At 74.9% G+C, this 14,139-nt stretch carries 12 protein-coding genes; 8 read left to right on the plus strand and 4 right to left on the minus strand.

The window, feature by feature from the left end; all coding sequences use genetic code 11:
* Positions 1-60: 60 nt before the first annotated feature.
* Together NF338_RS02380 and NF338_RS02385 are read right to left on the minus strand one after the other, a co-directional pair.
* Positions 61-630 carry a dihydrofolate reductase family protein gene (locus NF338_RS02380; RefSeq protein ID WP_264029307.1) on the minus strand — a complete coding sequence of 190 codons (570 nt, stop codon included), beginning with the start codon at positions 628-630 and terminating at the stop codon, positions 61-63.
* A gap of 118 nt (positions 631-748) precedes the next feature.
* Positions 749-1,681, minus strand: a complete 933-nt coding sequence (locus NF338_RS02385) for a ribonuclease Z (protein WP_264029308.1) — start codon at positions 1,679-1,681, stop codon at positions 749-751.
* Between the two features lie 90 nt (positions 1,682-1,771).
* Here NF338_RS02385 and NF338_RS02390 point away from each other — a divergent pair, with 90 nt between their 5' ends.
* The 7 genes from NF338_RS02390 to NF338_RS02420 all read left to right on the plus strand — a co-directional run bounded on the left by NF338_RS02390 (position 1,772) and on the right by NF338_RS02420 (position 11,026).
* Positions 1,772-2,461 carry a histidine phosphatase family protein gene (locus NF338_RS02390; RefSeq protein ID WP_264029309.1) on the plus strand — a complete coding sequence of 230 codons (690 nt, stop codon included), beginning with the start codon at positions 1,772-1,774 and terminating at the stop codon, positions 2,459-2,461.
* A 64-nt stretch (positions 2,462-2,525) separates the two neighbouring features.
* Entirely contained in the window at positions 2,526-3,395 is an 870-nt protein-coding gene (gene kynA, locus NF338_RS02395; protein WP_264029310.1) for a tryptophan 2,3-dioxygenase, read from the plus strand.
* Complete coding sequence (locus NF338_RS02400) at positions 3,392-4,540, plus strand: amidohydrolase (protein WP_264029312.1); 1,149 nt, start codon at positions 3,392-3,394, stop codon at positions 4,538-4,540. The genes kynA and NF338_RS02400 overlap by 4 nt, the downstream gene beginning before the upstream one ends.
* Positions 4,537-5,781, plus strand: a complete 1,245-nt coding sequence (locus NF338_RS02405; protein WP_264029313.1) for a kynureninase — start codon at positions 4,537-4,539, stop codon at positions 5,779-5,781. The genes NF338_RS02400 and NF338_RS02405 overlap by 4 nt, the downstream gene beginning before the upstream one ends.
* On the plus strand, positions 5,778-6,665 hold the full coding sequence (locus tag NF338_RS02410; protein ID WP_264029314.1) for a PaaX family transcriptional regulator C-terminal domain-containing protein: 888 nt from the start codon (positions 5,778-5,780) through the stop codon (positions 6,663-6,665). Before NF338_RS02405 ends, NF338_RS02410 begins: the two co-directional genes overlap by 4 nt.
* A 285-nt stretch (positions 6,666-6,950) precedes the next feature.
* Positions 6,951-8,627 carry a collagen-binding domain-containing protein gene (locus tag NF338_RS02415; RefSeq protein ID WP_264029315.1) on the plus strand — a complete coding sequence of 559 codons (1,677 nt, stop codon included), beginning with the start codon at positions 6,951-6,953 and terminating at the stop codon, positions 8,625-8,627.
* Positions 8,628-8,863: 236 nt separating this feature from the next.
* Positions 8,864-11,026, plus strand: a complete 2,163-nt coding sequence (locus NF338_RS02420; protein WP_264029316.1) for a fibronectin type III domain-containing protein — start codon at positions 8,864-8,866, stop codon at positions 11,024-11,026.
* Between the two features lie 70 nt (positions 11,027-11,096).
* On the opposite strand, the gene NF338_RS02425 is transcribed toward NF338_RS02420, so the two are convergent.
* On the minus strand, positions 11,097-12,473 hold the full coding sequence (locus tag NF338_RS02425; protein ID WP_264029317.1) for an ADP-ribosylglycohydrolase family protein: 1,377 nt from the start codon (positions 12,471-12,473) through the stop codon (positions 11,097-11,099).
* A gap of 26 nt (positions 12,474-12,499) precedes the next feature.
* Here NF338_RS02425 and NF338_RS02430 point away from each other — a divergent pair, with 26 nt between their 5' ends.
* Positions 12,500-12,988 carry a heme-degrading domain-containing protein gene (locus NF338_RS02430; protein ID WP_264029318.1) on the plus strand — a complete coding sequence of 163 codons (489 nt, stop codon included), beginning with the start codon at positions 12,500-12,502 and terminating at the stop codon, positions 12,986-12,988.
* Positions 12,989-12,991: 3 nt separating this feature from the next.
* On the opposite strand, the gene NF338_RS02435 is transcribed toward NF338_RS02430, so the two are convergent.
* Positions 12,992-14,137, minus strand: a complete 1,146-nt coding sequence (locus NF338_RS02435; protein ID WP_264029319.1) for an OmpA family protein — start codon at positions 14,135-14,137, stop codon at positions 12,992-12,994.
* Positions 14,138-14,139 lie beyond the last annotated feature (2 nt).

Raw genomic sequence — 14,139 nt, forward strand, 5'->3', positions numbered from 1 at the left:
GGGCGGAGCCACGGGTGCTGGTGGGGCGGGGCCTGACGGCCTCGCCTCACCGCCCCGGTCTCACTGCTCCAGGGCCGCGGGCCGGTAGCGCATCGCGACGGCCCCCGAGCGGAACTCGCGGCGGTCCACGAGCTCGAGCCGGATGCGCTCACGCAGCCCGGCGAGCAAGGTCGGCCCGTGCCCGGCGAGGACCGGCTGCACGACGAACTCGTACTCGTCGATCAGCCCCAGGTCCGCCAGCGCCAGGGGGAGCGTCACGCCCCCCACCCACAGGCCCTCGCCCGGCTCCTGCTTGAGCCGCTCGACCGCGGGCCCCAGGTCGCCACGCACCAGCTCGGCGTTCCAGTCGGGGCTGCTCAGGGTGCTCGACACGACGTGCTTGCGCGCCCCGTCGATGGCCTCGGCGAACGGGATCTCCCACTCGTCCATCCAGTCGGGCCACGTGCCCGTGGCCGGCCGCCGCCAGGCCGACTCCATCATCTCGTAGGTCACCCGGCCGAACAGGAGGGCGTCGGCGCGCTCCATCTCGGCGGTCCAGTGGCGCATCGACTCCTCGTCCGGCGGCAGCCCCGCCTCGTGGTGGCAGCAGCCGTCGAGCGTGACGTTGATCGAGTAGCGCAGCGGTCTCATCTCGGTCCTCTCCCGTGGTGCGCCCCGGGGCGCCCCGTGTTCACCCGTCCGTGGTGAGACGGCGGCCCGCACCGTTTCTCATCGGCGACCGCACCGGCGTCACTGTCCGTCAGCCGGGTCAGCGGCGGTGGGGGACGCGCACGCGGTCGAGGTCCTGCGCGACCGTGAGCTCGCCGTCGAACACCTCGCGCGCCTCGCGCCAGAACTCCGTCGGGTCGGGGTAGCGCTGCGAGAAGTGCGTGAGCACGAGCGAGCGCACGCCCGCTTCGGCCGCGACGGTCGCCGCCTGCCGCGCGGTGAGGTGGCCCCAGCGCTCGGCCTGGTCGCGGTCGCGGTCGAGGAACGTCGACTCGATGACGAGCAGGTCGACGCCGTCCGCGAGCCGGTGCACGGCGTCGCACAGGCGCGTGTCCATGACGAACGCGAACGACTGCCCCGGGCGCGGGGCGCTCACCTCGTCGAGGGTGACGGTCCGGCCGTCGGGCGCGGTGACGACCCCGGTCCGTCGCAGCTCGCCGACCGCCGGTCCGGCCAGGCCGCGGGCCGCGAGCAGCGCGGGGTCGAGCGACCGGCTGTCGGGCTCGTCGAGGCGGTAGCCCATCGCCTCCAGGGTGTGGTCCAGCCGCTCGGCGCGCAGCGTGAACCCGGGCGCGGGGCGGCCGGGCACGGGCGGGACGACGCCGTCCGTCGTCAGCGGCTGCAGCTCCAGGTGGCCGCGGCGGAAGTGGGCGCTCGCGTCGAGCAGGTGGTCCACCCACCGCTGGCCCGACGCCGGGTAGGTCACCCCGATCGTGTGCCGCACGCCGTCGCCGCTGATGCGCTGGGAGACGCCCGCCAGGCCGAGGCTGTGGTCGCCGTGCAGGTGCGTGATCGCGATGCGCGTGAGGTCGGTCGCGGACACGCCTGCGAACGACATCTGCCGCTGCGTGCCCTCGCCGGGGTCGAAGAGGATCGCCTCGTCGTCCCAGAACAGGACGTAGCCGTTGTGGTTGCGCGTGCGGGTCGGGACCATGCTGGCCGTCCCGAGGACGACGAGCTCACGGCGGGACATGGCCCCAGCCTGCCACGGCGCCCTCGCGCATCGGGTGGCTCGTAGGGTGGCAGGAGACCGCTGGAGAGAACTCGGAGAACTCGGAGAACCATGCGCCTGCTCCTCGTCCGTCACGGACAGACCCCGTCCAACGTCGCGGGCCTGCTCGACACCGCCCTGCCCGGCCCGGGCCTCACCGCGCTCGGCGCGCGCCAGGCGGCGGCCATCCCGGACGCGCTCGCGGACCGCGTGGTCGAGGGCGTCGCGGTCTCGACGCTCGTCCGGACGCACCTCACCGCCGCGCCCCTGGCCGAGCGGCACCGGTACGACCTGCTCGAGCTCGACGGGTTCCGCGAGGTCGACGCGGGCGACCTGGAGATGTCGGCCGCGCACGACGACCACGCGACCTACCTCGAGACCGTGTTCGCCTGGGGCCGCGGCGAGCCCGGCCGGCGCATGCCCGGCGGCCCCGACGGCGCCGAGTTCCTCGCCCGCTACGACGACGCCGTCGCGGGCGTCGCGCGCACGGGGTGGCGGACCGCCGTCGTCGTGTCGCACGGTGCGGCGATCCGCGCGTGGGCGTGCGCGCGCGTGGACGGCGTCGACCTCGACCTGCTCGCCCGGACCCCGCTCGCGAACACCGGGCTCGTCGAGGTGGAGGGCGACCCGTCGTCGGGCTGGCGGCTCGTGGGCCTGAGCGACGGCCCGCTGGGCGGCGCCGCGCTGGCCGACCTCGCGGCAGAGGACCCGACGGGGGAGTCCGTCGCCGAGGAGGAGCGTCGCGCCGCGGCGGACGACTGACCTCGACCGACCGTGGCATCGCATGGATCTAGCGGTCGTCACGTTCGTGACATACGCTCGACGGATGGCCGACGCACCGCTGCCCGCGCCCAACGAGCGCGCGCTCGAGTCCGAGATCGTCACGGACCTGCGCGAGCAGATGACGTACGGGTCGTACCTGCACCTCGACACGCTGCTCGGGGCGCAGGAGCCGGTGAGCGACCCCGAGCACCACGACGAGATGCTGTTCATCGTCCAGCACCAGACGACCGAGCTCTGGCTCAAGCTCGTGCTCCACGAGCTGCGGTCCGCGCGCGACCTCCTCGCGGCCGACGAGCTCGGGGCCGCGCTCAAGCGCATCGCGCGCGTCAAGCACGTGCAGCGCACGCTCACCGAGCAGTGGTCCGTCCTCGCGACGCTCACACCCAGCGAGTACGCGCAGTTCCGCGGGTTCCTCGGGCACGCGTCGGGCTTCCAGTCGTGGCAGTACCGCGCGGTCGAGTTCCTGCTCGGCAACAAGAACGCGCGCATGCTCGCGGTGTTCGACGCCGAGCCCGAGGCCCGCGCCGAGCTCGCCCGGCTGCTCACCGAGCCGAGCGTCTACGACGAGTTCCTGCGCCACCTCGCCCGCCACGGGCACGACGTCCCGCAGCGCGTCCTGGACCGCGACCTCACCGTCGCGCACACGCTCGACGACGACCTCGTCGAGGTCTTCCGCCGCATCTACGACGACCCCGAGGCGCACTGGTCCGCGTACGAGACGTGCGAGGAGCTCGTCGACCTCGAGGACAACTTCCAGCTCTGGCGGTTCCGCCACATGAAGACGGTGCTGCGCATCATCGGCACCAAGCGCGGGACGGGCGGGTCCAGCGGCGTCGGGTTCCTCCAGAAGGCGCTCGACCTCACGTTCTTCCCCGAGCTGTTCGCGGTGCGCACGGAGATCGGGCGGGCGTGAGCGGCAGGTCCCTCGGCCGGCCCGGCGACGGCGGCACCTGGCTCCCGCCGCTCGTCGACGCGCACGTGCACCTCGGCCTGGTCGACCCCGTCGCGGTGCGGCGCGGCGGGATCGCCGTCGTGCACGACCTGGGGTGGGTGCCCGACGTCGCGCGCACCTGGCCCGGCACGCCGGGCTTCCCCGAGGTCGCGTACGCGGGCGCGTTCCTCACCGCGCCCGGCGGCTACCCGTCCGACCGGTCGTGGGCGCCGCGCGGTGCCGTCGAGGGGGTCGCGAGCCCCGACGAGGCCGACGCCGCCGTCGACCGCCAGGTCGCCGCGGGCGCGTCGTTCGTCAAGGTCGCCCTGCACTCCGAGGCCGGCCCGGTGCCCGACGACGTCACGCTCGCCGCGCTCGTCGGCCACGCCCACGCGCGGGGTCGGGACGTCGTCGCGCACGTGGAGGGGCGGGGCATGGCGGCCCGCGCGTTCGAGGCGGGCGTCGACCGCTTCGCGCACGCCCCGTTCACGGAGCGCCTGCCCGACGACCTCCTCGCTGCGATGGTCCGCCCTCGCGACGGCCACCCTGGCCCCCACCGGTCGGCCGACGACAGGCTCGCCGCCGAGCACGACTCTGCTCCCGGTCGAGCACGTGGTTGGCGTCGGTATGAGCTCGATAGCGACACGAACGTCGTGTTCGGCGGCCCGGGGATGTCGTGGGTGAGCACGCTCGACGTGCACGGGTGGGGGAGGCCGACCGCCCCGCAGGACGTCGCCATCGACAACGTGCGGCGCTTCGTCGCGCTCGGCGGGACGGTCGTCTACGGCACCGACCTGGGCAACGGGCCGCTGCCGCCCGGCGTCAACGCGCGCGAGCTGCGGGCGCTCGCGGCGGCAGGCCTCGACGCGCACGCGCTCGTCGCCGCCCTCACGCACGACGCCGCGGCCGAGCGCTGCGTTCCCGGCCGAGCGCTGCGTCCCGGGACGCAGCAGTCGAGCGCGAACGCATCACTCGCGACCTGGGTCCCCGGCGACATGCCCGACCTCGACGACCCCGACGCCGTCGCCGCGTGGCTCGCGCGCGCCGTCGTCGTCGAGCGCGACACCGTGCTCGACCCGGCGCGCGACCCTGCCCGAGACTCCGCTCCACCGGAAGGACGACCATGACCGAGGACCACGCCGCGCGCTCCGCCGCGCTCGACGCCGCCGACCCGCTCGCGCCGTTCCGCGACGCGTTCGTCGACTCCGACGAGGTCACCGCCTACCTGGACGGGAACTCGCTCGGCCGGCCGACGCGCGCGTCCGCCGAGCGTCTGGCGCGCTTCGCGACCGAGCGCTGGGGCGCGCGGCTCATCCGCGGCTGGGACGAGGAGTGGTACGACCTGCCGCTCACGCTCGGCGACCGGATCGGCGCGGTCACGCTCGGCGCGGCGCCCGGCCAGACGTTCGTGGGGGACTCGACGACGGTCATCCTCTACAAGCTCGTCCGGGCCGCGCTCTCGGCGCCGCAGGTCACGGGGCGCGACGAGGTCGTGCTCGACGCCGGGAACTTCCCGACCGACCGCTACGTGCTGGAGGGCGTCGCGCGCGAGCACGGCGCGACGCTGCGGTGGATCACGCCCGAGCACGACGCCGGGGTCACGCCCGAGCAGGTCGCCGCGGTGCTCTCCGACCGCACCGCGCTCGTGCTGCTCAGCCACGTCGCGTACCGCTCGGGGTACGTGAGCGACGCCGCGGCCATCACCACGCTCGCGCACGACGCCGGGGCGCTCGTCCTGTGGGACCTGTGCCACTCGGTCGGCGCGCTGCCGGTCGAGCTCGACGCCTGGGGTGTCGACCTCGCGGCCGGCTGCACGTACAAGTACCTGAACGGCGGCCCGGGCGCGCCCGCGTTCGGCTACGTCCGCACCGACCTCCAGGGCGCCCTGACCCAGCCGATCCAGGGGTGGATGGGTAGCGCCGCGCCGTTCGAGATGGGCCCGGCGTACGCCCCGCACGACGGCGTCCGGCGCTTCCTCTCGGGGACGCCCGCGATCGTCGGGATGCTCGCGATGCAGGACATGCTCGACCTCCTGGACACGGCGGGGATCGCGGCGGTGCGGGCGAAGTCGGTCGCGCTCACGGAGCACGCGACGGCCCTCGGGGATGACCTGCTGCTCCCGCTCGGCGCGCGCTACGCGTCGCCGCGCGACCCGGCCCGCCGCGGGAGCCACGTCACCGTCGACCACGACGCGTTCGAGGCGACGCTCCCGCGGCTGTGGGAGCGCGGCGTCATCCCCGACTTCCGTCGTCCGGACGGCCTGCGCCTCGGCCTGTCGCCGCTCTCGACGAGCTTCGACGAGGTGCGCGTCGGTGTCGAGGCCGTGCGCGACGCGCTGCTGGAGGTCGTCGCGGACGGGGCCGCGTGATCCTCGACGACCTCGACTCCCGCCCGGGGAGCACGACGTCGCTCCTGCGCACCGTCGTCGGGCTGTACCTGCGCGACCTCGGCGGCGTGGTCGCGGTGGCCGACCTCGTCGAGCTGCTGGAGGCGCTCGACGTCCCGTCCGTCGGGGCGCGCGGAGCGATATCGCGCGTCAAGGCCAAGGGGCTGCTGGTCCCCGAGACGGTCGGCGGACGCGCGGCGTACCGGCTCGCCCCTGAGGCGGGGCGGATGCTCGAGCGCGGCGACCGGCGGATCTTCGCCTACCGGCAGCAGGGTGACGACGACGCGTGGTGCCTCGTGTCGTACTCGCTGCCGGAGGAGCAGCGTGCCGTGCGCCACCAGCTCCGGCGACACCTCGCGTGGATCGGTGCCGGCACCGTCGCGGACGGCCTGTGGATCGCGCCGGGGCACCTCGTGGACGAGGTCGAGGAGATCCTCGTCGGCCTGGGCGTGCGCGAGGCCGCGACGGTCTTCGTGGCCGGGCCGCCCCGCGTCGCCGGGTCGTTCGCCGACGCCGCCGCGCGGTGGTGGGACCTCGACCGGGTCGCCGCGCTGCACCGCGACTTCCTCGCGCGGCACGGCGGCTCGCGGCCCGAGGTCGGCTGGGCCGAGGGCGCCCGGCCTGAGAGCGCCCGGCCCGACGACGCCCGGCCGGATGACGAGGCGGCCTCGCCCCGTGCCGCGTTCGCCCGGTGGGTGCGTGCGGTCGACGACTGGCGGCCCGTCCCGTACGTCGACCCGGGCCTGCCGCTCTCCGCGCTGCCCCCGGGCTGGCCCGGCGCGGCGAGCGTCGCCCTGTTCGACGGCCTCCGCGCGGACCTCGCCGACGCGGCGGCGGACCACGTCCGGGTCGTCGTCGGGCGGTGACCGGGGCGCATCGGGAGGCACACCCCCCCGGTGCCCGACGTCCGACGTCCCGTCGCGTCCTGGGCGACGGCCTGATCGGGCGCCTCGGCGTCTCCTGAGGTCGCAGGGACGACAGACCGGACATCCGGGATAGATGCGGAGGCAACGCCGGGGCGCCTCGGTGGGGTTGCTCACACCGGTGCGACTTCACCCGGCCGCGCACCTGGACGCTCGTCCAGGTCTGCTTACGGTGGTCGGGACGGGTCGTCCGACCCCGTCGCCCGCGACACCGAGACCCAGGTAGTGATGACCCGCCCGACCTTGACACCTCAACAGCAGTCCCACGAGACCTCCCGCCGGCAACGTCGACGGCCGGCTGCCGCGCTTCTCGCCGTCGGCCTCCTCGCCGGCGCCGGGCTCGTCGTCCCCGCGACGAGCGCCGCCGCCGCCGACGCGGTCAACCCGTTCGACCTGGCCGGCGGGTTCAGCGTCTACGCCCGCGAGGACGCCCGCCTCGACAACCACGAGACCGAAGGGTCGATCGCCGTGGGCGGCGAGCTGACCGTCCGGGCCGACGGCGGCACGTATGCGATCGTCCACCAGGTGGCGGGGACCGCGGACTACACCATCCCGACCGTCGACGGCGACCCGACCCGTCTGCTCGTCGGCTCGTACGCTCCGTCCTCCGGGCTGGCGCAGATCACGAACGCGGGCGTGCCGCAGGGCAGCGGCGCTGAGCTCCAGGGCTACCTCAAGGTCGTGGGCGACGACCCGGCGTTCGACACCTATCAGCGGGGTGACTGGGTGCGGTACCGCACGACGGTCGACGACGCGCCGGCGATCGACGCGACCAACCAGAAGTGGCCCGCCGGTGCCGCGACCGTGGCGACCGAGCGTGACGCCGTCGCGGCGTACGTCGAGAGCGGAGCCAGGGAGCCCGCCGACGTGCGCCAGTGCCTCGCGAACCTCGTGCCGAGCGGTGCGGCGCACGTGCTCACCGTCGCCGAGGATGCCGGCGACCGGGTCGTGCTCTCGGCGCTCGAGCCCGGACGCCCGAACGTCGTCGACTACGCCGCGATCGCGGACGCGTACACGGTGCAGTTCGCCGACGGCGTGCTCCCGTCCGCGGACGCCCCGCTGATCGTCTCCGTCCCCGCCGGGACGACCGAGCTCCGCGGCTCCGTGTTCGGCGGAGCCGGCGCGGCGGCCTCCTTCGTGATGTGGGACCTGTCGCAGCTCGACGGCGCGGTCACCCTCGGTGCGGGCGGGACACGCCTCGACGGCTCGGTCTACGCCCCGACGGCGGACCTCACGGTCGAGGCCGCCCCGCTCGACGGCCAGGTCGTCGCGCGGAACCTCACGCTGCTCGGCGGCGAGGCGCACGCGTACCTCTTCGCCGGCGCCGTCCCGTGCTCGACCGATCCGGTCGTGGAGACCGGCGGCCTGACGCTCACCAAGGAGGTCGTGGGTGACGCGGCTTCGGCCGTGCCGGCGGGCACGACGTTCACCGTCGTGTACGACGCCGACGGGACGACGGGCGAGCTCACCGTGCCCGTCGGTGGCTCCGCGACCCTGGACGACCTTCCGCTGGGCACCGAGGTCGTGCTGTGGGAGCCCAGCTTCCCCGACGTGGACGGGGTCGTGTGGGGCGAGCCGGCGTGGCACGTGGACGGCGCAGCCGTCGAGCCGGGCGACGACGGGACAGTGCGCGTCGAGATCGGCACGACAGCGGACGTCGCCGTCGTGCTCACCAACACGGCGGACGAGCCCGCACCGCCGACCCCGACGGATCCCGCGACCCCGACGGAACCCACGACGCCGACGACCCCGGTCGTGCCCACCACCCCGGCGCACCCGGCCGACGACGGCTCCGACGGTCTGGCGACGACCGGCGCACAGGCCGGGGGCGTCGCTCTCGCGGCGCTCGTGCTGGTCGCGCTGGGCGCCACGGTCCTCGTCCTGCGGCGACGTCAGGGCGCCTGACCCGGCGTCCCGCCCGTCGGTCCCGACGCCGCGTCCCCCGATCCCGGGGGCGCGGCGTCGCGCGTTCCGGGACTTCGTCCGCGACGGCCACCTGCCCGCCCACGGGAGTTCACCGGGACGACGGGTGCCCGCCACCCCGGCTCCGTACGGTGACAGCGCTTCCCACCACGGGTCCGGCGCCGCCACGGTGGTCCGACGGCCGTCGCCGCGCGGACCCCTGACCTGCGAAGGAACCCATGATCCCGCACGCCTCCCGGCTGCCCGGCGCGCTGACGCGCGCGGCGGCGTCGGCGCTCGCCGTCTCCCTGGTGGGGACGGTGCTCGTCGCCGCGACCGCCACCTCGACGGCCGCCGCCGACGAGTCCCTGCTCTCGACGTCCGGCACGACCTGGCGCTACCTCGACGACAACACGAACCCGGCCGGTACCTCGACCAGCACCGCGGCGGACCAGCGCGTATGGACGACCACCGCGTTCGACGACTCCGCGTGGAAGTCCGCGACCGGCACGTTCGGCGCCAAGCGCGGCGCCGCGACGGGCATCGGGGACGCGTTCCCGATCACGACGCTGCTGACCCAGTACATCCCCGGCACGACGACGGACGTCCCCACGTTCTTCTTCCGCACCGACGTGGAGCTCACCGCGGCGGACCTCGACGGCGTCCCGGCGTTCGAGGGTGAGATCGTCTACGACGACGCCGTCATCGTCTACGTGAACGGCGAGGAGGTCGTGCGCCTGGGCGACGACGGCCGCGAGATCACGGAGAACCTCCAGTACCACGGCAACGGCCGCACGGACCCGGTGACGGGCACGTTCGTCGTCCCGGCCGACGCGTTCGAGCCCGGCGAGAACACGATCTCGGTCGCGCTCTACCAGGATGCGCCGACGAGCTCGGACATCTACCTCGACGTCCGTTCGCTCGTCCCGACGCACGGCGAGGTGCGCGACGTCGCCCTCAACGTCGGCGCGGACGAGACGCAGGCGAACGTCGCCTGGTTCTCGACCCTGCCCGGCGCGGGCGAGGTGCAGTGGGCCCGCGTCGACGAGGCGGGCGGCGAGGTCGACTGGCAGGCCGCGGCGACGTCGTCGTCCCGGGATGGTGCGGCCGCGGACGGCTCGACCTACCACCACGCCACGATCACCGGCCTCGAGGAGGACTCGGCGTACGCGTACCGGGTGGGCAGCGCGGCCACCGGCTGGTCCGCGCCGACGACCTTCACCACGGGCACGTTCGACGACGAGTTCAGCGCGCTCTTCATCGGCGACGCGCAGATCGGCGCGAGCGGCAACGCGACGAACGACGCCGCTCGGTGGGCCGCGAACCTCGACACGATGACCGCGCGGCACCCGGACACCGCGTTCCTCATCTCCGCGGGCGACCAGGTGGAGAACGCGGGGAGCACCGCGCAGTACACCGGGTTCCTCGCGCCGCGCCAGATGCGTGAGGTGCGCTTCGCCGTCCAGGACGGCAACCACGACACCGCGTCCGCGCTGTACGACCAGCACTACGCGATGCCGAACCTCTCGACCGAGCAGCGCCGCGACTACTGGTACTCCTACAACAACGTGCTCGTCGTCGCGATCGACTCGAACGACTCCGACCCGGCCGAGATCGCCGGCCACGAGGCCTTCCTGCGCGACGTGCTCGGGACGCACGGCGACGCGTACGACTGGGTCGTCGTGACGTTCCACCACTCGCTGTACAGCCAGGCGTTCCACTCGCGCGACACCGACGTGGTGCGCATGCGCGAGGCCCTGTCGCCCGTCTTCAGCGACCTCGGCGTCGACCTCGTCCTCGCGGGCCACGACCACATCTACACGCGCTCGTACCTCATGGAGGGTGCGACGCCGGTCGTCCCGGCGGAGGCGCCCGCCGAGGGCGACGTCCTGACCCCGGACGAGGACCAGGTCCTCTACCTCACGGGCAACTCGTCGTCGGGCTCCAAGTTCTACGACTTCGACGGCGCCAAGCCGTGGACGGCCCGCTGGGAGCAGTCCCGCGAGGCGAGCTACTCCGACCTCGACGTCACCCCGACGTCCCTCACGGTCACCACGTATACGACCGGGTCGCAGCGCGTAGTCGACCGGGTGACGCTGCGGCGCGAGGACGCGGCGGGCCCGGTGCTCGACGTCGAGACCAGCGCGCGCTGCCTCGCCGGCACGGCGTACGTCGCGGTCCGCGCGACGAACACGGGGGACGTTCCTGCCGACGTCACGCTCGCGACGCCGTTCGGCACGCGGACGTTCGCGGCGGTCGCGCCGGGCAAGGCCGCGTACCAGTCGTTCTCGTCGCGGTCGGTCGCGGCCGAGGCGGGCTCCGTCACGGTGGCAGGAACCGTCTCCGACGGCGACGCCACCTCCTCGCAGGACGCCACCTACCCGGCGGTCTCCTGCGGCTGAGACCGCCGCCGAACCCGGGGTCGTTCCCCAGCGCACGCTCGCGCTGGGGAACGACCCCGGGTTCGGCGCGTCAGGGGGACGGCTCGTCGAGGGGCTCGACGACGATGCCGCCGAAGCGGGCGTCGCGCGCCTGGTGCTCGATGCCGCCGATCCAGACGCGCCCGCTCCGCACCGCGTCGGACGCGGGGGAGCGGTCGAGGTAGTGCGCCTGGTAGCCGCCGCCGAAGTCCACGTTGGACAGCGAGACCGCGCGCCCGGCCTCGTCGGTGACGTCGGCCTGGCACCACGCGCACACGTGCCGCGGGTAGCGGGGGTTCCAGCCGACGAGCGTCCCGCACAGCGGGCAGAACTGCGTGCGCACCGGCTCGGCGTCGGCCGGCGCGAGCGCGCCCGCGCGGACGAGGCCGCCCTGTGCGGTGTGCCGGGCGAGCGCGGTGAGCTGGCGCCGCGCGATCCCGGGCCAGCCGTGGACGGCCCGCGCCCACTCGTGCGGCACGGCCCGGGCTCCGTAGCACGCACCGAGCAGGGCGCCGGCGATGGCGGCGACCGTATCGGTGTCGCCACCGATCGAGACGGCGGCCTGGAGCGCCGCCGCGAGGTGGTCGCGGTGGGCGAACGTCGAGCCCTGCGGCGCGGACGTGGTCACGATGGCGTGCCACGCCGCCTGGAGCGCGGTGACGGTGAAGCCGTTCTGCCGCAGGTCGGCCGTGGGCCGCGCGCGCTCGGCGTCCGCGATCCACGCCGACCAGCGCGCCGCGGCGTCCGGGTCGAGGAGGTCCAGCCCCGCGCGCACGTCCAGCCGCTGCTCGGTCACCGCGACCCGCACCGCCTCCGACCAGAGCACGCACGACTCGGCGGCGAGCGGGTCGGTGTGCGTGATCTCCGCGACGGCCCGGGCCGCGCGGGCGGTCGCGGCCCGGTCGCCGAGGGCCACCAGCCCGACGACGCCCGTGCGCATGAGCGCGCCGTTCCCGGCCGTGCGCCCGGTCGCCGCGTGCAGCGCGGCGGACGCCTCGCGCAGGCGCGTCGCCGCGGGTCCGCGCCGGGCGGCGGCGTCGCGCAGCACGGCGGCCGTCTGCGCCCCGACGTCGGTCGCGCCCCCGGTGCGCCACGCCTCGAACGCGGCGGCGACCTCGTCGAGCGGGGTCGCGCCGAACGCCTCCGGGACGGGGGAGAGCACGTCGTGGGCGGCCGTGACCCGCGCGACGCACACCGACATCTGCGTGTCGTCGCTCCACTCGCCGGGCGCGTACGGGCCGAGGCCGCCGCCACGCATGACCGCCACCGCCTCCGGCTGCCCCGGGCCGGGCGGCTCCGCGAACTCGTACGGCACCCCGAGGGCGTCGCCCGCCGCCTGGGCGAGCAGCACGCCCGACGCGCGGTCGAGGAGGGAGAAGGCGAGCGCGTCGAGAGGTTCGCGGGCGGGCGGGGGCGGCGTCGTCGTCACGGCGTGATCGTGCCACGATGAGCGGCATGACGACGACGCCCGACGACCTCGCCGCCCTCATCGCCTCCGTGGAGGCGGACGAGCGTGACCTGGTGCTCCGCGCCTTCACGCACGACGACGCGTGGCGGCTCGGCTGCCTGCTCGTGGAGCTCGCCGACGAGCGCGACCTGCCCGTGACGATCGACGTCCGCAAGGGCCCCCAGCAGGTGTTCCACGCCGCGCGCGAGGGCACGACCCCGGACAACGACTCCTGGGTCGAGCGCAAGGTGCGGGTCGTCGAGCGGTTCGGGGCGTCGTCGTACCTCGTGGGCCTGCGCGCCCGCGCCAAGGGGACGACGTTCGCCGACCAGCACCAGCTCCCGCTGCAGGAGTTCGCCGCCCACGGCGGAGCCTTCCCGGTGCGCGTCGAGGGCGTCGGGATCGTCGGCGTCGTGACCGTGTCGGGGCTCGCCCAGGGCGACGACCACGCGCTGGCCACCGAGGCCCTGCGGTCCTTCCTGGGTCGCGGCGCGTAGCGGTCAGTCCCCGACCAGCGGGACGTCCTCGAACGTCGGCCACGTCGGCGCGACGTTCACGTAGAGCGACGACAGCGAGTCGTCGAGCGGCCGCGGCAGGTACACCTCGTACCGCGCGGTCTGCCCGACCGCGGTCCGCACGAAGATCGGGTCGCTCTCCAGCTCGCGCGCGCCGCTGCCGCGCACGGGCTCGTAGGAGACGAGCGCGTACGGGTCGACGGCGGACGGGTGCAGCTCGCCCCGGCCCGTGAGGTCGTACACGGAGATCCGGTCCGTCTCCCCGTCGACCGGGTCGAGCGGCGTGAGCTGGACGCGGAGCCGCATCACCGGGCCGCGTACGACGATCGGCTCGATCGCGACGCGCACGCGCTCCTCGCGGCCCTCGTCGTTCGGCACGACGACGGTCTTCTCCACGACCGTCTCGCCGTCCTCGACGAGGTCGATCCGGGGCCCGTCGGCCGGGACGTGGTCGGCGTCGACGGGGGTGAGCTCGTGTTCCTCGATCTCGATCCCGCCCTCGCCGGGTGTGGTGCCCGAGTAGCGCAGCTCGACGCGCCGGTTCTGGGCGCGGTCGTCGGCCAGGTCGTCGCCGCCCTCCTCGACCTTGAGCTGCGACTCCCCGTGGCCCACCGCGTCGAACGCGACGTCGGGGCGCACCGCTGCGGCGGCCGCGGCGACCGCCTGCGCCCGGCGCTGCGACAGGTCGAGGTTGTCCGCCTCCTCGCCGACGGAGTCGGTGTGGCCCGCGACGCTCGCGGTCACGCCGTCGGGCAGGTCGGCGGCGACCTCCTGGACGCGCTGCACCGCAGCGTCGGACAGCTCCGCCGAGCCGACGTCGAACAGCACGTCCGTCTCGAGCGTGACGACGACCTCGTCCTCCTCGACCTCGACGTACTCGAAGGACGTGACGGCGCCCGCGGTCTCGAACGTCGTGGCGACGCCGGGGTCGAAGTGCCGCACGGCCTTGTCGAGCGACTCACGGCTGGGAGGCCCGCCGAGGTCGTCGAGGGTGAGCGCGTCGATCCCGGGGACGTCGGGCGTCGGGTCGGTGCCGGGATCGTCCTCCGCGGACGCCGGGGTTGCGGCGGCCGCGAGCAGGGTCGTCGTCACGACGACCGCGGCCAGCGACGCGACGGCGGCGCGGCGCACGC

The sequence above is a fragment of the Cellulosimicrobium sp. SH8 genome (genome assembly GCF_025818875.1).
Classification (GTDB): Bacteria; Actinomycetota; Actinomycetes; order Actinomycetales; family Cellulomonadaceae; genus Cellulosimicrobium; species Cellulosimicrobium cellulans_D.